The 21,380-nt window shown below is 70.3% G+C and carries 21 protein-coding genes; 12 read left to right on the top strand and 9 right to left on the bottom strand.

Annotation, left to right across the window (positions count from 1 at the left end; translation table 11 throughout):
• Positions 1-101 precede the first annotated feature (101 nt).
• The 3 genes from IE246_RS23510 (at position 102) to IE246_RS23520 (ending at position 2,133) form a co-directional block, all read left to right on the top strand.
• The gene (locus tag IE246_RS23510) at positions 102-965 is read left to right on the top strand and encodes a formate dehydrogenase accessory sulfurtransferase FdhD (RefSeq protein ID WP_189994565.1); all 864 of its coding nucleotides are present in this window, start codon (positions 102-104) and stop codon (positions 963-965) included.
• A 1-nt stretch (position 966) separates the two neighbouring features.
• On the top strand, positions 967-1,599 hold the full coding sequence (gene mobA, locus IE246_RS23515) for a molybdenum cofactor guanylyltransferase MobA (RefSeq protein ID WP_189994288.1): 633 nt from the start codon (positions 967-969) through the stop codon (positions 1,597-1,599).
• A gap of 195 nt (positions 1,600-1,794) precedes the next feature.
• Complete coding sequence (locus IE246_RS23520) at positions 1,795-2,133, top strand: hypothetical protein (RefSeq protein WP_189994290.1); 339 nt, start codon at positions 1,795-1,797, stop codon at positions 2,131-2,133.
• Positions 2,134-2,137: 4 nt separating this feature from the next.
• Here the strand turns inward: IE246_RS23520 and IE246_RS23525 are convergent, their stop codons facing one another.
• Genes IE246_RS23525 through IE246_RS23540 form a run of 4 tightly spaced genes read right to left on the bottom strand, consistent with a single transcriptional unit; the run spans position 2,138 to position 7,655 of the window.
• The gene (locus IE246_RS23525) at positions 2,138-2,872 is read right to left on the bottom strand and encodes a DUF364 domain-containing protein (protein ID WP_189994292.1); all 735 of its coding nucleotides are present in this window, start codon (positions 2,870-2,872) and stop codon (positions 2,138-2,140) included.
• Between the two features lie 10 nt (positions 2,873-2,882).
• A complete protein-coding gene (fdhF, locus tag IE246_RS23530; RefSeq protein ID WP_189994294.1) occupies positions 2,883-5,687 on the bottom strand; it encodes a formate dehydrogenase subunit alpha in 2,805 nt (934 codons plus the stop codon).
• Positions 5,684-7,417, bottom strand: a complete 1,734-nt coding sequence (locus IE246_RS23535) for an NAD(P)H-dependent oxidoreductase subunit E (RefSeq protein ID WP_189994296.1) — start codon at positions 7,415-7,417, stop codon at positions 5,684-5,686. The genes fdhF and IE246_RS23535 overlap by 4 nt, the downstream gene beginning before the upstream one ends.
• Positions 7,418-7,469: 52 nt before the next feature.
• Positions 7,470-7,655, bottom strand: a complete 186-nt coding sequence (locus IE246_RS23540; protein WP_189994298.1) for a DUF3553 domain-containing protein — start codon at positions 7,653-7,655, stop codon at positions 7,470-7,472.
• Positions 7,656-7,934: 279 nt separating this feature from the next.
• Here IE246_RS23540 and IE246_RS23545 point away from each other — a divergent pair, with 279 nt between their 5' ends.
• From IE246_RS23545 to IE246_RS23570, 6 genes are all read left to right on the top strand, one after another.
• Entirely contained in the window at positions 7,935-8,555 is a 621-nt protein-coding gene (locus IE246_RS23545) for a histidine phosphotransferase family protein (protein WP_189994301.1), read from the top strand.
• A 128-nt stretch (positions 8,556-8,683) separates the two neighbouring features.
• Positions 8,684-11,413, top strand: coding sequence for a hybrid sensor histidine kinase/response regulator (locus IE246_RS23550; RefSeq protein ID WP_189994303.1), 2,730 nt, complete (start codon positions 8,684-8,686; stop codon positions 11,411-11,413).
• 15 nt (positions 11,414-11,428) lie between these two features.
• Positions 11,429-11,920 (top strand): chemotaxis protein CheW, encoded by a 492-nt coding sequence (locus IE246_RS23555; RefSeq protein ID WP_189994306.1) that lies wholly within the window; start codon positions 11,429-11,431, stop codon positions 11,918-11,920.
• Positions 11,921-11,972: 52 nt separating this feature from the next.
• A complete protein-coding gene (locus IE246_RS23560; protein ID WP_189994308.1) occupies positions 11,973-12,338 on the top strand; it encodes a response regulator in 366 nt (121 codons plus the stop codon).
• A 5-nt stretch (positions 12,339-12,343) separates the two neighbouring features.
• Complete coding sequence (locus IE246_RS23565; RefSeq protein WP_373297904.1) at positions 12,344-13,519, top strand: protein-glutamate methylesterase/protein-glutamine glutaminase; 1,176 nt, start codon at positions 12,344-12,346, stop codon at positions 13,517-13,519.
• Positions 13,516-14,355 (top strand): CheR family methyltransferase, encoded by an 840-nt coding sequence (locus IE246_RS23570; protein ID WP_189994310.1) that lies wholly within the window; start codon positions 13,516-13,518, stop codon positions 14,353-14,355. The genes IE246_RS23565 and IE246_RS23570 overlap by 4 nt, the downstream gene beginning before the upstream one ends.
• Before the next feature lie 28 nt (positions 14,356-14,383).
• Here IE246_RS23570 and IE246_RS23575 read toward each other — a convergent pair whose 3' ends face one another.
• Together IE246_RS23575 and ctrA are read right to left on the bottom strand one after the other, a co-directional pair.
• Complete coding sequence (locus tag IE246_RS23575; protein WP_189994312.1) at positions 14,384-15,505, bottom strand: FAD-dependent monooxygenase; 1,122 nt, start codon at positions 15,503-15,505, stop codon at positions 14,384-14,386.
• A 106-nt stretch (positions 15,506-15,611) separates the two neighbouring features.
• A complete protein-coding gene (gene ctrA / locus IE246_RS23580) occupies positions 15,612-16,310 on the bottom strand; it encodes a response regulator transcription factor CtrA (RefSeq protein WP_189994314.1) in 699 nt (232 codons plus the stop codon).
• 140 nt (positions 16,311-16,450) lie between these two features.
• On the opposite strand from ctrA, the gene fliI reads away from it, so the two are divergent.
• Positions 16,451-17,803, top strand: coding sequence for a flagellar protein export ATPase FliI (fliI, locus tag IE246_RS23585; protein WP_189994317.1), 1,353 nt, complete (start codon positions 16,451-16,453; stop codon positions 17,801-17,803).
• Between the two features lie 10 nt (positions 17,804-17,813).
• Positions 17,814-18,236, top strand: coding sequence for a flagellar FliJ family protein (locus IE246_RS23590; RefSeq protein ID WP_189994319.1), 423 nt, complete (start codon positions 17,814-17,816; stop codon positions 18,234-18,236).
• 20 nt (positions 18,237-18,256) lie between these two features.
• Here IE246_RS23590 and IE246_RS23595 read toward each other — a convergent pair whose 3' ends face one another.
• Positions 18,257-19,117, bottom strand: a complete 861-nt coding sequence (locus IE246_RS23595; RefSeq protein WP_189994321.1) for an SDR family oxidoreductase — start codon at positions 19,115-19,117, stop codon at positions 18,257-18,259.
• Between the two features lie 133 nt (positions 19,118-19,250).
• Between IE246_RS23595 and IE246_RS23600 the strand changes: the two genes are divergently transcribed.
• Positions 19,251-19,625 carry a winged helix-turn-helix transcriptional regulator gene (locus IE246_RS23600; RefSeq protein ID WP_189994323.1) on the top strand — a complete coding sequence of 125 codons (375 nt, stop codon included), beginning with the start codon at positions 19,251-19,253 and terminating at the stop codon, positions 19,623-19,625.
• Between the two features lie 8 nt (positions 19,626-19,633).
• Here the strand turns inward: IE246_RS23600 and IE246_RS23605 are convergent, their stop codons facing one another.
• Complete coding sequence (locus tag IE246_RS23605) at positions 19,634-20,359, bottom strand: HAD family hydrolase (protein ID WP_189994325.1); 726 nt, start codon at positions 20,357-20,359, stop codon at positions 19,634-19,636.
• A 31-nt stretch (positions 20,360-20,390) separates the two neighbouring features.
• A complete protein-coding gene (locus tag IE246_RS23610) occupies positions 20,391-21,335 on the bottom strand; it encodes a hypothetical protein (RefSeq protein WP_189994327.1) in 945 nt (314 codons plus the stop codon).
• Between the last annotated feature and the right edge of the window lie 45 nt (positions 21,336-21,380).

Genomic DNA, 21,380 nt, shown 5'->3' on the forward strand with positions numbered 1-21,380 from the left:
CCGCGAACCCAGGCACCGCGAACCCAGGCACCGCGAACCCAGGCACCGCGAACCCAGGCACCGCGAACCCAGGCACCGCGAACCCAGGCACCGCCCCCTATCTGGTCGCGCCCGAGCCGGGCGATGCGCGCCTGACCACCCGGGTCTCCGGGCTCGACCATGAGGGTCGGCCGGTCGAGATCGCCGTGGTCAACGAGCGGCCGCTGACGATCTACCTGAACAGCCAGGAGATCGTGACCGTCATGACCATCGGCGACCGCCCGGACGAGCTGGCGGTCGGCTACCTGCTGAACCAGAACATGCTGCGGCCGGACGACCGGCTGACCGGCATCGACTACGACGACGACCTGGAGGTCGTGGTGGTCCGTACCGAGCGGGCCACCAACTACGAGGAGAAGCTGAAGAAGAAGATCCGCACCTCGGGCTGCGCCGTCGGCACGGTGTTCGGCGACCTGATGGAGAAGATCGAGGGCGTCGTCCTGCCCGGGACCGAGGTCCACACCGCGTGGCTGTACGCGCTGTCGAAGCGCATCAACACCACCCCCAGCCTGTACCTGGAGGCCGGCGCCATCCACGGCTGCGTGCTGTGCCAGGGCGACCGGCCGCTGGTCTACATGGAGGACGTCGGCCGCCACAACGCCGTCGACAAGATCGCCGGCTGGATGTTCCTGAACCGGGTGTCGGCCGACGACAAGCTGTTCTACACCACCGGCCGGCTGACCTCGGAGATGGTCATCAAGACGGTGCAGATGGGGATTCCGGCGCTGGTCTCGCGCTCCGGCTTCACCGCCTGGGGAGTCGACCTGGCGCGCCAGGCCGGGCTGACCCTGATCGGCCGGATGAAGGGCAAGCGCTTCGTGGTGCTGGCCGGCGAGCAGCGGCTGGTGTGGGACGCCGACCCGGCGCGGGTCGAGGACGAGGACAGCCGCAGCCGCCGCAAGGCGAGCGTCACGGAAGACGCCTGACATGCCGGTCCCGGTCGAACGGATCGCCGGCGTGCTGCTGGCCGGCGGCCAGGCCCGGCGCATGGGCGGCGGCGACAAGTGCCTGCGCACCCTCGGCGGCGAGACCCTGCTGGTACGGGCGATCCGGCGCCTGACCGGGCAGGTCGGCCGCATGGTGCTGAACGCCAACGGCGACCCGGCGCGGTTCGCCGGCTGCGGCCTGCCGGTGGTGGCCGACCCGGTGGAGGGCTTCGCCGGGCCACTGGCCGGCGTGCTGGCCGGGCTGGACTGGGCGGCCGGGCAGGCGGGTATTGAACAGGCCGGTGTCGACTGGATCGTCACGGTGCCGACCGACGCGCCGGCGTTTCCCGAGGATCTGGTGGCGCGCCTGACGGCCGCACTCGACGACGCGGGGGCGGAGATCGCCTGCGCGTCGTCCGGCGGTCGGCACCACCCGGTGTTCGGGCTGTGGCCGGTGTCGCTGCGGGGCGCGCTGCGCGAGGCGCTGATCGGCCGCGACGTCCGCAAGGTCGACGTGTTCACCGCGGACTACCGTCTCGCGGTCGCCGACTGGCCGGTCGAGCCGCTCGACCCGTTCCTCAACGTCAACCGACCGGACGAGCTGGAGGCGGCGGAACGGTTGCTGGCCGGGTAGGGGCTTCTCCGACGCCAGTTCTGGCGGCAACGTCCTGACGGTCCTCAGGAAAGACGACAGCTGCGCGATTATGTCCAATGCCTGCGCATACCTGGGTAGGCTCAACGTCCGGCGGCGCAGTGAAAATGCCGCGATGTAAAGACAAATCAAGGATGACTCTTGCGCGATTGCCGGAGTTCGCGCACGATTCATCACATGAATCGCGCTGCAGTTTTTCCCGTCATCGCCCTCGCCGCCGTTCTCGCCGCCTGCGGGGAGGAGGAGCCCCAGGGCCCGCCGATGTCGGAGATCTACGTCCGCAACGAGAGCTCGACCGAGGCCAACGTGCGGGTGAAGTTCTGGACCAAGGACTACGTCAAGGTCTCGGCCGGCGAGAAGGGTACCGTGCGCTTCGTGAACGCCGAAGGCGCCAACGCCGTGCAGGTCGAGGCCAAGTCGCGCAAGCAGTGGGACGACTGCTGGGTGACGATGAACGTCGGCCAGACCCTGGTGGTGTTCAACGCGACCGAGCGGATCGGCTGCCGGGCCGAGTGACGGCTCAGCCGCCCTGCTGACGGACCACGGCCCGGCCGAAGCGGCGAAACGCGCGGGCGCCGGCGCCCTCCATGATCGCCTTCAGGCAGCCCTCGCGGTCGGTCGCGACGAAGCCCGCCAGCCGGCGGAAGCCGAGCCGGAACAGCGCCGGGCAGAGCGGCGTGCCGGGTCCCACCAGGGTGACCTCCGTGGCTGGACCGGCCAGCGCCAGCAGCCCGTCGACGGTGCCGTTCACCAGGGTCGAGGCGGTGACGATCAGCCGGGTGCTGCCGGGGATCACCTCGGGCGCCTTGTCGGCCGGCAGGTCGTCGGGCCCGGGGTTGCGCTCCAGCACGACCGCGCCCGGCAGCTTGTCCGCCAGGCCCGGGAACCGGCCGATCACCACCGTGCGCCCCTCGCTCGGGATACCGGTCAGGCCGTCGCCGGTATCGAGATCGGCCGCGTCGACGTTCCAGTGCGCGTTGCAGGCGGCGATGCCGATCGCCCGTTCGTAGGGGTTGTCGGAGCCGGTCAGGCGGGCCAGTTCGGCCAGCGACCGGCCGCCGTAGCTTCCGGTGTCGGGCGTCGTCGTGGCGCCGTCGGCCCGGCCCGGCGTGGCGGCGAACCCGATCGCCGCCGGTCCCTCGACCGCCGTCCAGTTGAAGCCGACCACGACCCGCCCCGAGGCGACGTCGGCGACCCCGGCACTGATGGTCTCGAGAACCTTGCCCGAGGCCGTCGCCCCCGAGGTCACCGTCACGCCACTCTCCCTATTGTGCCGCGTCGGCCAGCGCCGCCTCGTCGGCGCGCTCCAGCCGGGCGGCCGAGAACTTCAGCTCGGGGATCTTACCGAACGGATCGAGCGCCGGGTTGGTCAAAAAATTCGCCGCCGCCTCGGTGAAGCAGAACGGGATGAACACCACCCCCTCGGGCAGGTTCGGGTCGCTGCGGGCGGCCAACTCGATGGCGCCGCGTCGGGTCGCCACGCGGACCTGCTCGCCGGGTGCGATGCCCCAGCGGCCGAGGTCGTCCGGGTTCACATGCACGTGCGGGTCGGGCTCGATGGCGTCGAGCACGCTGGCGCGCCGGGTCATCGATCCGGTGTGCCAGTGCTCCAGCAGGCGGCCGGTGGTGAGCACCAGCGGGAACGCCGCGTCCGGGACCTCGTCCGGCGGCAGGATGTCGGTCGGCACGAACCTGCCGCGGCCGCTGGCGGTCGGGAAGCCGTCGCCGAAGATCACGCCCTTGCCGGGCTGGTCCGGGCCGGGGCAGGGATAGGTGACCGAGTCCTCGCGCTGCAGCCGCTCCCAGGAGATGTTGGCGAGCGACGGCATGACCTGTGCCATCTCGGCGAACACGTCGGCGGGACCGGCATAGTCCCAGCCCAGGTCGAGGCGCCGGGCCAGTTCCTGGACGATCCACCAGTCCTGTCGCGCGTCGCCGGGCGGATCGATGGCCTGCCGGCCCATCTGCACCTGCCGGTTGGTGTTGGTGAAGGTGCCGGACTTCTCGGGGAATGCCGAGGCCGGCAGCACCACGTCGGCGAACGCCGCGGTCTCGGTCAGGAAGATGTCCTGCACCACCAGGTGCTCGAGCTTCTCCAACGCGCTGCGCGTGTGGTGCTGGTCCGGGTCGGACATCGCCGGGTTCTCGCCCATGATGTAGACGCCGCGGATGGTGCCGGCGTGGATGGCGTCGGTGATCTCGACCACCGTCAGCCCCTTCTTCGGGTCCAGCCCGTCCCCCCAGAACTCCCGGTAGCGGGCGTGCACGGCGGTGTCCTCGACCGACTTGTAGTCGGGGAAGAACATCGGGATCAGGCCGGCGTCGGAGGCGCCCTGGACGTTGTTCTGGCCGCGCAGCGGGTGCAGGCCGGTCCCCGGCCGGCCGATCTGGCCGCACATCATCGCCAGCGAGATCAGGCAGCGGGCGTTGTCGGTGCCGTGGGTGTGCTGCGACACCCCCATGCCCCAGAAGATGATCGCCCGCTCGGCCCCGGCGTACAGCCGGGCGACCTCGCGGATCCGCTCCGGCGCGATGCCGCAGATCGGGCTCATGGCCTCCGGCGTGAACGGTGCGACGCTGGCTTTCAGTGCCTCGAAGCCCTCGGTGAAGCCGTCGATGTACTGCCGGTCGAACCGTTCCTCGGTCACGATCACGTTCATCATGGCGTTCAGCAGGGCGACGTCGCTGCCCGGCTTGAACTGCAGCATGTGGGTGGCGTGGCGGGTCAGGGCCTGGCCGCGCGGGTCCAGGACTACCAGCCTGGCGCCGCGCTTCGCCGCGTTCTTGATGAAGGTGGCGGCGACCGGGTGGTTGACCGTCGGGTTGGCGCCGATCACCACGATGACGTCGGCGTTCTCGGCCTCGCGGAACCCGGCGGTGACGGCGCCCGAGCCGATGGTCTCCATCAGCGCCGCCACCGAGCTGGCGTGGCACAGCCGGGTGCAGTGGTCGACGTTGTTGGTTCCGAAGCCGGCGCGCACCAGCTTCTGCACCAGGTAGGCCTCCTCGTTCGAGCCCTTGGCCGAGCCGAAGCCGGCCAGCCCCGCCCCGCCGTGCTTCTCCCGGATCGCCTTCAGCCCGCCGGCGGCGCGGTCCAGCGCCTCGTCCCAGCTCGCCTCGCGGAAGTGGGTGTAGGGATTGGCCGGGTCGATCGGCAGCGAGGCCGACTTCGGCACGTCGTCGCGCCGGATCAACGGCTTGGTCAGGCGCTGCGGGTTGGCGACGTAGTCGAAGCCGTAGCGGCCCTTGACGCACAGCCGGCTGGCGTTGGCCGGCCCCTCGCGCCCGTCGACCCAGGCGATGGCGTCGTCCTTGACGTTGAAGGTGAGCTGGCAGCCGACGCCGCAATACGGGCACACGCTCTCGACCTGGCGGTCGGCCTTGCCCTTGAACAGCCCGAACTCGTCGAGCGCGGTCTTCGGCATCAGGGCGCCGGTCGGGCAGGCCTGCACGCACTCGCCGCAGCCGACGCAGGTGCTGGCGCCCATGGCGTCGTCGAAGTCGAACACGATCTTCGCCCGGTGCCCGCGCCAGGCCAGGCCGATGACGTCGTTGACCTGGACCTCGCGGCAGGCGCGGACGCAGAGGTTGCACTGGATGCAGGCGTCCAGGTTGACCGCGATGCCGGGGTGCGAGCCGTCGCCCTGGATGCCGGCATCGGCGGCGTCGCGGGCCGGGAACCGGCTCGACTCGACGCCCTGGCCTTCGGCGAAGCGCCAGAGGGTGGAGTCGGGCTGGTGGGCCTCGGCGCGCGCCGGCTGGTCGGCGACCAGCAGCTCCATGACCAGGCTGCGGGCGGTCTTCGCCCGGTCCGAGGCGGTGCGGACCTTCATGCCTGCGGCCGGGGTGCGGACGCAGGAGGCGGCGAGCGTGCGCTCGCCCTCGATCTCCACCATGCAGGCCCGGCAGTTGCCGTCGGCCCGGTAGCCGGGCGCCGGCTTCCAGCACAAATGCGGGATCTCGGTGCCGAGCCGGTCGGCGACCTGCCAGATGGTCTCGCCGGGCCGGGCCTCGACCGTTCGGCCGTCGAGCTCGAAGCGGATGGTCTCCGGCGTGGTCTCCTCGGTCATCGCAGGTCCTCCGGGAAGAACTTCATGACGCTCAGGATCGGGTTGCCGGCCGCCTGGCCGAGGCCGCAGATCGAGGCGTCGCGCATCACCGCCGTCAGTTCCTCGAGCAGCGGCCGGTCCCAGCTTCCGCCGGCCATCAGCGCCACCGCCTTCTCGGTGCCGGTGCGGCACGGCGTGCACTGGCCGCAGCTCTCGTCCTCGAAGAACCGCAGCAGGTTGAGCGCCACGTCCTTCATGTCGTCGCGGTCGGACAGGATGACAACGGCATGGCTGCCGACGAAGCAGCCGTGCTTCTCCAGCTGGCCGAAGTCGAGCGGGAGGTCGGCCATCGAGGCCGGCAGGATGCCGCCCGAGGCGCCGCCCGGCAGGTAGCCCTTGAAGGCATGGCCTTCGAGCATCCCGCCGCAGTGCTGCTCGATCAGTTCGCGGGCCGTGGTGCCGGCCGCGACCATCTTCACGCCCGGGTTCTTCACCCGGCCGGACACCGAGTAGCTGCGCAGCCCGGGGTGCCCTGGCTTCCCCAGGGCCGCGAACCAGTCGCCGCCGTTCTCGACGATGTCGCGGATCCACCACAGGGTCTCGACGTTGTTGACCAGGGTCGGCCGGTCGAACAGGCCGCGCTGGGCGACGTAGGGCGGGCGATGCCTGGGCAGGCCGCGCTTGCCCTCGATGCTCTCGATCATCGCCGACTCTTCGCCGCAGATGTAGGCGCCGGCGCCGCGCCGCAGATGCACCTCGGTATGCGGGGTCAGGCCGGCCGCCGCCAGGGCGGCGATCTCGTCGTGCAGGACGGCGTGGATCTCCGGGTATTCGTCGCGGAGATAGATATAGACGGCCTCGGCACCGACCACCCAGGCGGCGACCAGCGCGCCCTCCAGCATGCGGTGCGGGTCGCGTTCCAGGAACCAGCGGTCCTTGAAGGTCCCGGGCTCGCCCTCGTCGGCGTTCACCGCCATCAGCTTCGGGCCCTCGGCCGCACGGACCAGCGACCACTTGCGCGCCGTCGGGAACCCGGCGCCGCCGAGCCCGCGCAGGCCGGCCTTCTCGATCTCCGCGATCACCGCGTCCGGGGTCAGCCGGCCGTCGAGACAGCGCCGGAGCAGCGCGTACCCACCCCCGGCGCGGTAGTCGGCGTGACGGACCGGCTCGATGGTCGGTGCGGGATCGGGGCGCGCCGAGGCGTCACGGACCGAGGCCGCCGCCGCATGCTCGACCAGCCGATGCCCGACTGCCGCGACCGGGGCCTTGTCGCAGGCTCCCATGCACGGCGCCCGGACCACGCGGACGTCGGCGTCGGGCCGCTCCCGCAGGGCGGCGATCAGATCCTCGGCGCCGGCGAGCGCGCAGCTGAGGCTGTCGCAGACCCGGATGGTCGTGGCCGGAGGCGGGGCCGCGTCCTCCTTCACCACGTCGAAATGGGCATAGAAGGTCGCGACCTCCCAGACCTCGGCCATGGCGAGCCGCATCTCGTGGGCGAGGGCGGCGAGGTGGCGGGCCGACAGATGTCCGAAGCGGTCCTGCAGGGCGTGCAGGTGCTCGATCAGCAGATCGCGCCGGCGCGGCCGGTCGGCCAGGACGTCCCGGACTTCCGAGAGCGCAGCGGGGTCGACCTGCCGCCCCTTGTTGAACGGTCGGCCCTTGCGACGCCCGCCGCCACCGCCGAAGCTGCGGTCGCGGGTCTCAGCCGGGTCGGTCCGGTGAACCGCGTCGGCGGTTCCGGTACCCGTCATGGTTTCCTCCGTCGTGCGGCCGTTTCTTGGTGCCGCCCATTAGACCGAATTTCTATCGGCCGAATGTCTCATTATCGACGGTGATCAGACTCGCCCGGTCGGTGTTGATCAACTGTTTCCCGCCGTGCTCGAAGTTCACGGTGACGCGAGGCCCGACGACCGTCTGGACCTGGCCGACCCCCCAGTCGGGACGACCGTCGAGCCGGACGAAGGAACCTGGACTGAGATAGTCGGTCATGTGCTCTCCGCGTTTTCCGCAATGCACATCCACCCCGCAAATCTAGTATGCACCGTACCAGTGGTTCGCCGTTGCGGCGATCCCCCGCCGTCGCCGGTTCGAACCCCGGACGGTCCGCCGGCGGCAGCCCATGGCGGGAGCCGGTTTCGACCGTGCAACCGGTCGTGCTAATAGTTCGTCGGGCGCCGAGTCCGTGCGCCTCGGGCCGGTGCGACTCGGGTCGGTGCGACTCGGGCCGGCGCCCGGTCCGCCCGGGTCGGACATGGAGGAGTGGCAGGCTTGGATTTCTCTCCCGGTCACCTGGACTTGCTGCTCTCGCGCCTGTTCCACGACCTGATCAGTCCGATCGGGGCGGCGCGCAACGGTCTCGAACTCCTGAAGGAGTTCGGCGCCGACGACGTCGGCGCCGACGCCATGGATCTGGCTGCCCACAGCACCGAGCAGGCGACCGACCGGCTGACGTTCTTCCGGATGGCGTTCGGCGGCGCCGGCAGCTCGGCCGGGCACGGCTTCGCCGAGGCCGACCGGATCGCCCGGGGCTACCTGGCGAGCCGGCGGATCGAATGGGCGATCTCGGGGGCGAGCGGCGCGCCGACGCCCCAGACCGGCACGGTCAAGGTCCTGCTGGGAACCGTGGCGGTGATCGCGGACTGCCTGCCGCGCCTGGGCAGGGTATCGGCATCGGTCGGCGACGGCTCGGTCACGGTCTCGGGCCACGGCGAGGGGGCTTCGCTGGAAGGCGAGATCGTGAGGATGCTGGACGGCAGCGCCGAGGCGCGGGACGAGCGGACCGTGCTGGCCGCCACGGTGTGTGCGAACGCCCGGCGCTTCGGCGTAAAGCTCGCGGTCGACGCCGTCTCGCCGCCGACCGTGTCGATCGGATTCGGCGAGTCGTCCTGAGGATTCCAAAGGACCCTCTGGCGGGCGTGCGGCTTTAACCTTATTAACCGTTCTTTAGGAGCCGCGTCGCTACCGTCGGACCGAGAATGCCTGCCTCGTTCGCAGGCGGTAGTAGGTGGGGATGGATAATGGACGAGCTTCTGAGCGAATTTCTGACCGAGACCGCCGAGAGCCTGTCGGAACTCGACGTCGAGCTGGTGCGGTTGGAGCAGAACCCGAACGATCAGGCGCTGCTGTCGAACATCTTCCGGCTGGTCCACACGATCAAGGGGACCTGCGGGTTCCTGGGCCTGCCGCGACTGGAATCCGTCGCCCACGCCAGCGAGAACGTGCTGGGCAAGATCCGCGACGGCGAACTCGTGGTCACGCCGACGGCGATCAGCCTGGTGCTCGAGTCGCTGGACTGCATCAAGGGCCTTCTGGCTGCGCTCGAGGCGACCGAGGCCGAGCCCGAGGGCGACGACGGCGACCTGATCGCCCGCCTGAACGCCCTGGCCGAGGGCGCCGAGGTGCCGGCCCCGGCGGCTGCCGAACCGGAGCCGGAAGCCGAGCCGGAGCTCGACGACACCCTGCCGCCGGGCGCCGAAGTGATCGGTACCCGTCCGGGCGAGGTCCCGCTGGACGAGCTGGAGCGGGTGTTCCGGGAGACCGAGGTCGACAGCTTCGAGACGTCGTCGCCGGAGCCCGAACCGGAACCCGCCCCGGCGGCGCAGGCACCGGCCAAGGCGCAGCCCCCGGTTCCGGCCCAGTCCAAGGCGGTCGCCGTGTCGTCCGAGGGCAGTCCGCCGACCGAGGAGGGACCGCGCGAGAGCGCCGTCGCCGCCCAGACCATCCGGGTGAACGTCGACCTGCTCGAGAACCTGATGACCATGGTCAGCGAGCTGGTGCTGACCCGCAACCAGCTGCTGCAGATCGCGCGACGCGAGAAGGACAGCGAGTTCACCGTGCCGCTGCAGCGTCTCAGCCAGGTGACCTCCGAGCTGCAGGAAGGGGTCATGAAGACCCGCATGCAGCCGATCGGCAACGCCTGGTCGAAGCTGCCGCGCATCGTCCGCGACCTGGCGCACGAGCTCGGCAAGAAGATCGACCTGGTCATGCTGGGGGCCGACACCGAGCTCGACCGGCAGGTGCTGGAACTGATCAAGGATCCGCTCACGCACATGGTCCGGAACTCGGCCGACCACGGCATCGAGACGCCGGACGCCCGGACCGCGATCGGCAAGCCCGAGAACGGCCGGATCACGCTGAACGCCTATCACGAGGGCGGTCACATCCTGATCGAGATCTCCGACGACGGTCGCGGGCTCGATCCGGCGAAGCTGAAGGCGAAGGCGATCGCCAACGGCCTGGTCTCGGAACTCGAGGCCGAGGCGATGACCGAGCAGCAGATCCAGCAGTTCATCTTCCGGGCCGGTTTCTCGACCGCGGCGGTCGTCACCAGCGTCTCCGGGCGCGGCGTCGGCATGGACGTGGTGCGGACCAACATCGAGAAGATCGGCGGCACCATCGAGCTGCAGTCGAAGCTCGGCCGCGGCTCGAAGTTCATCATCAAGATCCCGCTCACCCTGGCGATCGTCTCGGCGCTGATCGTCGAGGCCTGCGGCGAGCGGTTCGCGATCCCGCAGCTCAGTGTCATCGAGCTGGTGCGGGCGTCGGCCGACAGCGAGCACCGGATCGAGGAGGTGCAGGGCACGCCGGTGCTGCGGCTGCGCAACCGCCTGCTGCCGCTGGTCTCGCTCGAGCGCCTGCTCAACCTCGACCGGCCGGACGGTGACGAGCGCAGCGGCAAGGAGACGTTTATCGTCGTCGCCCAGGTCGGCACCTACACCTTCGGCATCCTGGTCGACCGGGTGTTCGACACCGAGGAAATCGTGGTGAAGCCGGTGGCACCGATCCTGCGCCACATCGCCATGTTCTCCGGCAACACCATCCTCGGCGACGGCAGCGTGATCATGATCCTGGACCCGAATGGCATCGCCCAGGCGACCGGCGAGATCACGGTCACCGACGCGACCGCCGTCGAGGAGGGGGCCGATCATCGCGGCATCGGCGTTGCGACGGTCTCGCTGCTGCTGTTCCGCGGCGGCGGGGATCCGACTCCGAAGGCGGTGCCGCTGTCGCTGGTCGCACGTCTCGAGGAGATCGACCTGGCCACGGTCGAGTATTCCGAAGGCCATCCGCTGGTGCAGTACCGCGGTCAGCTGATGCCGCTGATCCCGATGGACGAGCGGACCAAGCTGGAGCGCGAAGGCCGGCAGCCGGTCCTGGTGTTCACCGACAACAACCGGTCGATGGGGCTGGTGGTCGACGAGATCGTCGACATCGTCGAGGACCGGATCAACGTCGAGGTCCGGCCGGACTCGCCGTCGCTGATGGGCAGCGCGGTGATCGCCGGCAAGGCCACCGAGGTGATCGACGCCGGCTACTATCTCACCAAGGCGTTCGGCGACTGGTTCGATCACAGCAGCGAGGAGACGCTCGCGGTGACCCGCGGCCGCCGGCTGCTGGTGGTCGACGACAGCGCGTTCTTCCGCAACCTGCTGACCCCGCTGCTGTCGGTCGCCGGCTACGAGGTGACCGCGGTCGAGGGCGGCGAGCAGGCGCTGGCCCTGTGCGAGCGCGGCGACAGCTTCGACGCCATCATCAGCGACATCGAGATGCCCGGGATGAACGGCTTCCAGCTGGCCGAGGCGGTGCGCGCCGACAGCCGGTGGGCGGAGGTTCCGATCGTGGCCCTGTCGTCGCACACGACCAGCGAGGATCTGGAGCGCGGCCGACAGGTCGGCTTCACGGACTACGTCGCCAAGCTGGACCGCGAGGCCCTGCTGGAAACCCTGGCCCAGACCGTCGGCGCCTGATCGAGGAGACTGCGCATGAGCAACAACACGCTGCCGGCGACGACCAGGACCCGGCTCCCTGCCACGACCGAGGCCCGTCAGTTCGTCTCGATCACCATCGGCAAGCAGTCCTTCGGCATCCCGGTGCTGCTGGTCCACGACGTGCTGGGCCCGCAGCGCATCACCCGGATCCCGCTGGCGCCGAAGGAAGTGGCCGGCTCGCTCAACCTTCGCGGCCGGATCGTGACGGCGATCCAGGTCCGTCGCCGGCTCGGGCTTGACCCGCTGCCGGCCGACGCCGAGACCATGAGCGTCGTGGTCGAGCACCAGGGCGAGCTGTACAGCCTGATCGTCGACGGCGTCGGCGAGGTGCTGACCCTGTACGACTACGATTTCGAGAGTCATCCTCCCACCATGAGCTCGCGGGTGCGGGAGGTGTCGACCGGCATCTACCGCCTCAAGGACACCCTGCTGGTCGTCCTGGATGTCCCGAGCCTGCTCGATTTCGTGCGGGTCGAGGCGGCGTGATGCCGGCTTGGGCCAGGAGCGTGACACCAAGGCCTCCGATGGGAGATCCCCGATGAAGTCCTGTCTTGTCGTCGACGACTCCAAGGTCGTCCGGATGGTTGCCCGGCGAATCCTCGAGAAGCTCGACTTCGAGATTTCCGAGGCGGCAGACGGGGCGATGGCGCTCGAGGCCTGCACCCAGAAGCTCCCGGACGCCATCCTGCTGGACTGGAACATGCCGGTCATGAACGGTATTGAGTTCCTGCGCGAGCTGCGCCGGATGCCGGGGGGCGGCGAGCCGGTCGTGGTGTTCTGCACCACGGAGAACGACCTCGCCCACATCCAGGTCGCGCTCTCTGAGGGGGCGAACGAGTACATCATGAAGCCGTTCGACAGCGATATCATCGAGACGAAGTTTCAGCAGGTTGGTCTGCTCTGATGGCCATGGGCCCGTCCAAGCCGGAACGCGCCGCCGACCCCTACAGGGTCATGCTGGTGGACGATTCGGCCGTCATCCGCGGCCTGTTCGCGCGCACGCTCGAGTCCGACCCGGAAATCGAGATCGTGGCGTCCGTGAGCGACGGGCAGATGGCGGTGAGCACGCTCGAGAAGAACCTCGGCAAGATCGAGGTGATCGTTCTCGACATCGAGATGCCGCGCATGGACGGGCTGACCGCGCTGCCGAAGCTGATCGAGGCCGACCGCGACATCGCCGTGGTGATGGCGTCGACCTTGACCGAACGTAACGCCGACATCTCGCTGCGGGCCCTGGCGCTCGGTGCGAAGGACTACATCCCGAAGCCGTCCAGCACCCGCGAGTTGAGCGGTGCCGACGCCTTCAAGCGGGAACTGACCGCGAAGGTCAAGGCGTTCGGCAACAACCGGCGAACCAGGCGTGGCGAAAGGCTGCCGGGCAAGCGCCTGTTCTCGGCCGAGCGCCGAGCCGCTCCGGCGGCGTCCGCGGCCCCGATCGCGGCCCGGACGGCCGCGCCGGCTGCCGCCGGCGGCGCGATCGCGCTGCGCCCGGCCGGCCGCGAACTGCCGCAGGTGATCGCCGTCGGCAGCTCCACGGGCGGGCCGCAGGCGCTGTTCAAGTTCCTCGGCGACCTGCCGAAGACCCTGCGCCTGCCGATCCTGCTGACCCAGCACATGCCGCCGACCTTCACCACCATCCTTGCCGAGCACATCAAGCGCTCGACCGGTTGGGAATGCGTCGAGGCGACCGACGGCATGCCAGTGGTGCCGGGACGGGTCCACCTGGCGCGCGGTGACCACCACATGCGGGTGACGGGAACGCCGGCCAGCGCGGTGATCAAGCTGGACCAGGGACCGCCGGAGAATTTCTGCCGTCCGGCCGTCGATCCGATGCTGCGAAGCATCGTCGAGGTCTGGGGCGGGCGGGCGCTGGCGGTTATCCTGACCGGTATGGGCCATGACGGTCAGAAGGGGTGCAGCGGCCTCGTGGAGGCCGGTGGCACGGTGGTGGCCCAGGACGAGGCGACCAGTGTGGTGTGGGGAATGCCGGGGGCGGTCGCCCGGGCCGGGTTGTGCACCGCGGTTCTACCGCTCGGTGACATCGCGGCCTGGGTGCAGAAGCAAACCATGAGGCGGGCGGCATGAACACGGCGGATTTTCAGATGATGGCGACGATGCTCAAGGAGCAGTCGGGCCTCGTGATCACGCCGGAGAAGGCGTATCTGGTGGAGAACCGCCTTCAGCCGGTCGCCCGCAAGTGGGGCTTCGGCAATCTCGACCAGCTCGTCGGGGCGCTGCGGACCAGGCCGGACGGCAAGCTCCGCAAGGACGTGGTCGACGCCATGACCACCAACGAGTCGCTGTTCTTCCGTGATCTCAAGCCGTTCGATCTGATGCGCGACGTGGTGCTGCCGCAGCTGATGACGGCGCGTGCCTCGGCCAAGCGGATCCGGATCTGGTGCGCCGCCTGCTCGAGCGGCCAGGAGCCGTATTCGCTGGCCATGATGTTCTCGGAGATGCAGGCGAAGCTGGCCGGCTGGCGCATCGAGATCCTGGCGACCGATCTCTGCTCCGAGATGATCGCCAAGGCCAAGGCCGGCACCTATTCGCAGTTCGAGGTGCAGCGAGGCCTGCCGATCACCCTCCTGGTCAAGTACTTCAAGCAGGAGGGCGACCGCTGGCAGCTCAACGACGCGATCCGCGGTCAGGTGCAGTACCGCGAGTTCAACCTGCTGGAGCACCCGCGGTCGCTCGGCCAGTTCGACGTGGTGTTCTGCCGTAACGTCCTGATCTATTTCGACCAGCCGACCAAGACCAAGGTGCTGGCCGGCATCGCCGACCAGCTGGCCCCGGACGGCACCCTGTTCCTGGGCGGCGCCGAGACCGTGCTCGGGATTACCGACCGGTTCGAGCCGGTGCCGTCGCAGCGCGGCATCTATCGGGTGACCCAGAAGTCCGGAAACATGCGGGCGGCGGGCTGACCGCGCCTCCTGGCCGGCGGCGGTCGCTTCAGCGCAGGCCGGTCCGCATAAGCTTGCGTTTCGCTCCCCCGAAGCCGGACAGCGCCAGCAGCCCCGCTTGGCGCATCAGGCCGACCGGCCCGTCGCTTCGTGTCGCGATCCCGGCGAGCATTCCGATGGCCGACATGCGTCCGGCCAGGTCGGGCCGCCGCCGCCGGGCGTAGGCGTCGAGGCTGCGAGGCGAGCCGATGTCGATCCCGGCAGCCTGCGCGGACTGCAGCACCGCCCGCAGGGCCATGATGTCGGCGACCGCCATGTTCCAGCCCTGGGCGCCGATCGGCGGCGCTACATGGGCGGCTTCGCCGACCGCGACCACCCGGTTGCGCGCGGGCTCGGGGGCCCAGCCGATGGACAGCGGGAACAGCGCCGGCCGGCCGGTGATCCGGATGGCGCCGTAAGCCGGTTGCCGCCGGCTCAGCCAGGCGCCCGCGGCGGCGCCGTCGAGGGCGGCCAGGGCGTTCGCCTGTCCGGGCTCGACGATGGTGATCAGCGAGGCGTCGCGTTCGCCCACGGGAATCACGGTCACGGTGCCGATGTCGTCGTAGCGCTCGATGCACAGCCCGGCGTGCGGACGCTCCAGCTCGGCCGGCGCGCAGTAGGCGTGGCGGTCGAGGGTGCGGCGGCGCAGCGTGATTCCGGCCTGCTCGCGAATGGTCGAGCCGACCCCGTCCGCCGCCACGACCAGGCGCGCCTCGATGCGGTCGCCATCGGCGGTCAGGACGGTGGTGCGGGTGGCCTCGAACGCCAGCGCGGCGGCGTCAGAATCGACCGGGTCGGCGATCGGCATCAGCGCCATCAGGTCGGCGACGAACAGGTTCTGGGCCAGGAACGGCTCGCCGGCGTCGTCGGCGGTGAAGCGCTCGGAGACCAGGCCGAGCGGCCCGGTGGTCTCGACGACCAGCTCGGTCAGCGCGGTCGACCGGGGACGGACGTCGATGCCCAGCCGGTCGAGCGCATGGACGCTGGACGGCATCAGCGCGGTGGTCCGCGGGTCGCTCCGTCGATCGTCCGCCGGAGCCACCGCCACGACCTCGAGGCCGAGGCCGTTCAGAGCCAGGAACGCCAGGCGGGCCGTCGGCCCGTTGCCGACGACGACGATGTCCGTTTTCATTCCGGCAACCCGATCACCGTTGATCCGGCGGGCGCCGTCGGCGCCGGCCCGGCAATCAGGTAGGCGATTGGCCGCGCGGAAGGAAGTCCCGATGCGCGGCCGGCGCTCAGGCGGCCGTGCTTTCGGCCTCGGACGGGTCGCGCAGGACGTAGCCGCGCCCCCACACGGTCTCGATGTAGTTGTCGCCGTGGGTCGCCGACGACAGCTTCTTGCGCAGCTTGCAGATGAACACGTCGATGATCTTCAGCTCGGGCTCGTCCATGCCGTTGTAGAGATGATTCAGGAACATCTCCTTGGTCAGCGTGGTGCCCTTGCGGAGCGACAGCAGTTCGAGGATCCCGTACTCCTTGCCGGTCAGGTGGATCGGCTGGCCGTCGACCTCGACCGAACGGGTGTCCAGGTTGACCGTCAGCTTGCCGGTCCGGATCACCGAGTCGGAATGGCCCTTGGAGCGGCGCACGATCGCCTGGATGCGGGCGACCAGCTCGCGACGGTCGAACGGCTTGGTGACGTAGTCGTCGGCCCCGAAGCCGAGGCCCTTGATCTTGGCGTCGAGCTCGGCGAGGCCGGACAGGATGAGGATCGGGGTGCGCACCCGGGCCTGGCGGAGCCGGCGGAGCACCTCGTAGCCGTCCATGTCGGGCAGCATGAGGTCCAGCAGGATGAGATCGTAGTCGTAGAGCTGGCCGATCTCGAGACCGTCTTCGCCCTGGTCGGTGACGTCGACGATCCAGTTCTCCGCCTTCAGCATCAGCTCGATCGAGCGGGCGGTGGAAGCGTCGTCCTCGACGAGTAGGATGCGCATGGCCGAATCTCCCTGAGGAGTGCGTTGGACCCCACCTTACGTCCGCTCCTTTAAAAGAAAGGTTAACGCGGCGGGAGGAATTCGTTAAGCGCGATCGGGCGTGGTAATCTCACGGTTGCGTCGGACCGATGGAGGACACCGTGGCGACCCTGCTGCGCCATCTCGCCAGCGACATCGAGAAAGTGCCGGAGTTCCGCCTCTACGGCCGGGTCACGGCGGTGCTCGGCATGATGGTCGAGATCGGCGGTGTCGAGCGTGCGCTGTCGATCGGCGACCGCTGCTACGTGCAGGCGCGCGGTAACCGCATGGTCACCTGCGAGGTCGTCGGGTTTCGCGACGGCCGGGCGCTGGCGATGCCGTTCGCCGCGCTGGAAGGAGTCGGTATCGGCTCGCGGGCGCAGATCTCCGACGCCGAGCCGGTGGTGTATCCGGACGACGGCTGGCTCGGGCGGGTGATCGACGCCATGGGCGAGGCGGTCGACGGCAAGGGACCGCTGCCCGAGGGCAACGAGCCCTATGCGCTGCGCGGCTCGCCGCCGCCGGCGCACAAGCGCAACCGGGTCGGCGAGAAGCTCGACGTCGGAGTCCGCGCGATCAATCAGTTCCTGTCGATCTGCCGCGGCCAGCGCATGGGCATTTTCGCCGGCTCCGGGGTCGGCAAGTCGGTGCTGATGGCGATGCTGGCGCGGTTCGCCAGCGCCGACGTCTTCGTCATCGGGCTGATCGGCGAGCGCGGCCGCGAGGTCCAGGAGTTCATCCAGGACTATCTCGGCGAGGAGGGCATGCGGCGCAGCGTGGTGGTGGTCGCGACTTCCGACGAGAGCCCGCTGATGCGCCGGCAGGCGGCCTACCTGACCCTGGCGGTCGCCGAGCGGTTCCGGGACCAGGGCAAGCAGGTGCTGTGCATGATGGACTCGGTCACCCGGTTCGCCATGGCGCAGCGCGAGATCGGGCTGGCCACGGGCGAGCCGCCGGCCTCCAAGGGCTACACCCCGACCGTGTTCGCGGAACTGCCGCGGCTGCTGGAGCGGGCCGGTCCCGGGGTCGGCGAGGGCTCGATCACCGGCCTGTTCAGCGTCTTGGTCGAGGGCGACGACCACAACGAGCCGATCTCCGACGCGGTGCGCGGCATCCTGGACGGCCACATCGTGCTGGAGCGCGCGATCGCCGACCGCGGCCGCTATCCCTCGATCAACATCCTGCGCTCGGTGTCGCGCATGATGCCGGGCTGCAACACGCCGGAGGAGAACGCCCTGGTCCGCCGGGCCCGGGCCTTGATGGCCACCTACGAGGACATGGCCGACATGATCCGCCTCGGGGCCTACCGCCGCGGCAGCGACCCGCAGGTCGACGAGTCGATCAAGTATCACGACGCGCTGGAGGCGTTCCTGTCGCAGGACAAGGACGAGCAGGCCGAGCTGGACGACGGCTATGCCCGGCTGGCGGAGATCCTGGAAGGCGATGGAAGCGTCGGCAACGGCGCGGACGGCTGAGCACTAGCCGATGCGGCCGTTCGACACCCTGATCCGGCTGTCCGAGCAGCAGCTCGACGAAAAGCGCAAGGCGCTGTCGCGGCTCGAGTCGGGCCTGGAGGTGGCGCGCGCCGGCCGGGCGGCCCTGGATGCCGAGCTCGCGGCCGAGCAGGCCGCCGCCGCGCAGTCGGTCGAGGGCGCGCGTACCTACGGTGCCTACGCTCGGCAGATGATCGCGCGCCGCCAGGCCGCCGATCAGCTGGTCGCTGACGCCGAGGCCGCGGTGGAAGCCGCCCGCGAGGAGGTCCGGACCGCCTTCGCCGAGCTCAAGCGCTACCAGATCACCCACGACGCCCGGCTCGCCAGGATCGCCGAAGAGCAGGCCCGCAAGGACCAGGCGGTGGCGGACGAGACCGCCCAGAACCTGAAGCGGCGCGAGGGCGACCGGCTGTAGCCGGCCGCCGTGCCGCCGGGTCAATCGAGCGCGCGGGCCAGAACGGCGTCGAGGCTCTCCGGCTCGCGGCCGAGCAGGCCGGCCGCGTCGGTGGTGACGGTCCGGTAGTCGCCGGTCGCCACCGAGCGGAACATCCCGCCGAGCGCTGTCACCATGAACGGCGGCAGCCCGGCCTGGGTCAGGCCATCCTCGAAGGCCGCCGTCGGGATCGACCGGTAGGCGATCTCCCGACCGGTGTGGCGCGATACCGCGTCGGCGACGTCCTGGAAGCCGATGGCCGCAGGACCGGTCAGTTCATAGGTGCGGCCGACATGACCGTCACCCAGCAGGACGTTGGCGGTCGCCTCCGCCAGGTCGGCACGGCTGATGAATGCCACCTTGCCGTCGCCGGCCGGTGCGGCGAGAGTGCCGGATTCCAGGGCGCGGCCGACGAAACCCAGGAGGTTGTCGGCATACACCCCGTTGCGCAGCAGCGTGTAAGCCAGCCCGCTCGCCTTCAGATAGACCTCGGTGTCGGCGTGGATGGCGGCGAACGGGAACGGACTGTCGGGTCGCGGGTCGACGAAGCTGGTGTAGACGACACGGCCAACCCCGGCGGCCCGGGCGGCGTCCACGGCGGTGCGGTGCTGCCGGATCCGGGCCTCGACCGGGGCGTCTCCCGAGACGATCAGCAGGGTGTCGATATCGGCGAATGCCCGCGCGAGGGTGTCCGCAGTGTCGAAATCGCCGTGCCGGACATCGATGCCGGCATCCGCTAGGTCGCCGGCCCTGCCCGGATCGCGGACGCTGACCGCCAGCGGTGCGGCCGGTGCCCGGCGACGGAGGGAATCGACGACGAGGCGGCCGAGCTGGCCGTTGGCGCCGGTGACGAGGATGGTCATGACTCTACTCCTGGGTTCCGATTCGAGAGTTGGTCTCTTTTCGTAACCGCGGTAGATAAAGACCTGCCGGCGGGTCGCAAGACGGCAGTTTTGCGGCCCATAGGCACCGGGCGGTAACCATCTGGAGGCGACGATGGAGTGGGACGGCGATCTGGCGGAGTGCCCGGTGCGCGACGTTATCGACCGGGTCGGCGACAAGTGGAGCGTGCTTCTGCTGCTCGAATTGAGCGCGGGCTCGCGCCGCTTCATGGTGCTGCGCCGTGCCCTGCCGGACATCTCGCAGCGCATGCTGACCAAGTCGCTGCGGCAGCTCGAGCGGGACGGGCTGGTGTCGCGCACCGTCTATCCGACCAAGCCGCCCAGCGTCGAGTATGCGTTGACGCCGCTCGGCGGGTCGCTGTTCGACACGTTGGGCAACCTAGTGCGCTGGGCCGACTCGCACCACGGCGAGATCCGCCGGGCCCGGGCCGAGTTCGACCGGCGCGAGGGGGACTCCGCGGCGGCCTGATCGCCGGGCTACTCCTCCAGCAGCTCGGCGAGGCGGGTGATGACGCGGTCGGGCCGGGCGGGGTGCCCGGCGGGCAGGCCCCTGCCGGTCGGGTCGCGCCAGATCGCGTGGAAGCCGAGCCGCTGCGGCACCATCACCTCCCAGTCGAGGTTGTCGCCGACGATCCAGGTGTGCTCGACGGTCGTCCCGAGTGCGGCGAGGGCATGGGCATAGGCCTGCTCCTCGGGCTTCCCGAACCCCATCTCGCCCTCGATCTGGACGTGCACGAAATGCCGCTCCAGGTCGAAGCGCTCGATCTTGGCGCGCTGCGGCTCGGCGGCGCCGTTGGTGATCAGGCCGAGGCGTACGCCACGCTCGGCCAGGGCCACCAGGGTGTCGACCGCGTCGGGGAACAGCGCGGTCTCGGCGGTGCGCATGGCCTCGTAGTGGTCGGACAGCCGCTCGACGTAGCCGGCGTCCGCGACACCGGCGCTCTCCAGCCCTCGCGTCACGATGTTCCGGCGCGCGACGGCGATGTTCAGGCGTCCCTCGCGATGCCGGGCGGGATCCGACCAGAACCAGCGGGCGGCCCGGTGGATCGCCTCGGCCGCACCGTGCAGGTCGAGACCCTCCGGCCGCTCCGGCAGGGTGTCGATGGCGCGTCGCCATGCGGCCCGCGGGTCCGGGTGTGCGGTGATCAGGGTGTCGTCCAGGTCGAACAGGATGGCGGGCGGCAGGCTGGGAGAGGGTCGCATCGGGCTTCCGGAAGCGGCGCAGAGGGGAGGATCAGACGGTCAGCTCGGTTGTACCGCCGGCGGCCGGGGCGTCCAAGTCGACCGGCAGCGGCGGCATGACTGGCGAGGCCTTGAAGCTCAGCCGGCCGACGATGCCGGTGCGCTCCAGCGTGCCGTCGAACAGCGCCTTGATGTCGCGGCGCATGACCGTCGGCAGCGGCCTGGTGGTGCGGATCAGCAGGTCGAGCAGCTCGTTGCGGATCAGGCCGTCCAGCCGGAACGGGCCGAGGTTGGTGAGGTCGAGGTCCACCAGGAACGCCGTACCGGGCTTGCCGCTGCGGCCGTCGCGGCCGTCTCGGCGCTCGCGGCGGGTGAGCAGGCGGATCGGCCGGCGCTCGTCCCAGGCGACCGGAATCAGGTAGCTGCGCCAGCCGGCCTCGGACGGGTCGGCGGCGCGCTGCAGTGTCCTGAAGTCGTCGGACAGCGAATCCAGGAGCCGGCCTTGCCCGGCGCGCTCCAGGGCCTGGGCGGCGGTCCGCCCGAGCCAGGCGCGGACGTCGCCGACCCGCAGTGCCGTCATGAAGAACAGCAGGGTGGCGGTCATCTGCGGGCCCGGGCGCGGCATCGCCTCGATCGCCTGCCGGGCGCCGGCCGGGCCGAGCTGCTCCTCGAGCACCCGCAGCGTCGCCTCCAGCGCCGGCCATTCCCGGGCCAGCACGCTCAGCGGGGCGGCGCGCTCGGGGGTTCCGGCGGTCCGCGACGCCAGCACGTCCAGCGCGATCCGCGTGCCGAGCCGCAGGTCGGCGCGGGCATCGAGCGCGAGGTTGCCGACCGGCGACTCCACCACCGGGCGGCCGGCGGCTGTCAGCCCCGCGATCTGGCCGGCGATCCGGCCGGGCGTGCCGGCGGCGGTCTGGACCAGGCCGGTGACCGCCCGGGCGGCGCCCTCGGGGCGAGCCTCGGCCTGGCCGATCGCGGCCACGCGAACGGTCAGCACGGCGCCGTTCGGGAGAGCGGTGCCGCCGGCGGCCTGGGCCGTGGC

Source organism: Thalassobaculum fulvum (assembly GCF_014652915.1).
In the GTDB taxonomy this organism is placed as follows: Bacteria; Pseudomonadota; Alphaproteobacteria; order Thalassobaculales; family Thalassobaculaceae; genus Thalassobaculum_A; species Thalassobaculum_A fulvum.

Coding starts and splice junctions, on each gene's coding strand:
- IE246_RS23570 (WP_189994310.1), top strand. CDS start 13,516: ATGAACACGGCGGATTTTCAGATGATGGCGACGATGCTCAAGGAGCAG.
- IE246_RS23600 (WP_189994323.1), top strand. CDS start 19,251: ATGGAGTGGGACGGCGATCTGGCGGAGTGCCCGGTGCGCGACGTTATC.
- IE246_RS23565 (WP_373297904.1), top strand. CDS start 12,344: ATGGGCCCGTCCAAGCCGGAACGCGCCGCCGACCCCTACAGGGTCATG.
- IE246_RS23540 (WP_189994298.1), bottom strand. CDS start 7,655: ATGACCGACTATCTCAGTCCAGGTTCCTTCGTCCGGCTCGACGGTCGT.
- IE246_RS23550 (WP_189994303.1), top strand. CDS start 8,684: ATGGACGAGCTTCTGAGCGAATTTCTGACCGAGACCGCCGAGAGCCTG.
- mobA (WP_189994288.1), top strand. CDS start 967: ATGCCGGTCCCGGTCGAACGGATCGCCGGCGTGCTGCTGGCCGGCGGC.
- IE246_RS23590 (WP_189994319.1), top strand. CDS start 17,814: ATGCGGCCGTTCGACACCCTGATCCGGCTGTCCGAGCAGCAGCTCGAC.
- IE246_RS23605 (WP_189994325.1), bottom strand. CDS start 20,359: ATGCGACCCTCTCCCAGCCTGCCGCCCGCCATCCTGTTCGACCTGGAC.
- ctrA (WP_189994314.1), bottom strand. CDS start 16,310: ATGCGCATCCTACTCGTCGAGGACGACGCTTCCACCGCCCGCTCGATC.
- IE246_RS23560 (WP_189994308.1), top strand. CDS start 11,973: ATGAAGTCCTGTCTTGTCGTCGACGACTCCAAGGTCGTCCGGATGGTT.
- IE246_RS23575 (WP_189994312.1), bottom strand. CDS start 15,505: ATGAAAACGGACATCGTCGTCGTCGGCAACGGGCCGACGGCCCGCCTG.
- IE246_RS23595 (WP_189994321.1), bottom strand. CDS start 19,117: ATGACCATCCTCGTCACCGGCGCCAACGGCCAGCTCGGCCGCCTCGTC.
- fdhF (WP_189994294.1), bottom strand. CDS start 5,687: ATGACCGAGGAGACCACGCCGGAGACCATCCGCTTCGAGCTCGACGGC.
- IE246_RS23555 (WP_189994306.1), top strand. CDS start 11,429: ATGAGCAACAACACGCTGCCGGCGACGACCAGGACCCGGCTCCCTGCC.
- IE246_RS23535 (WP_189994296.1), bottom strand. CDS start 7,417: ATGACGGGTACCGGAACCGCCGACGCGGTTCACCGGACCGACCCGGCT.
- IE246_RS23520 (WP_189994290.1), top strand. CDS start 1,795: ATGAATCGCGCTGCAGTTTTTCCCGTCATCGCCCTCGCCGCCGTTCTC.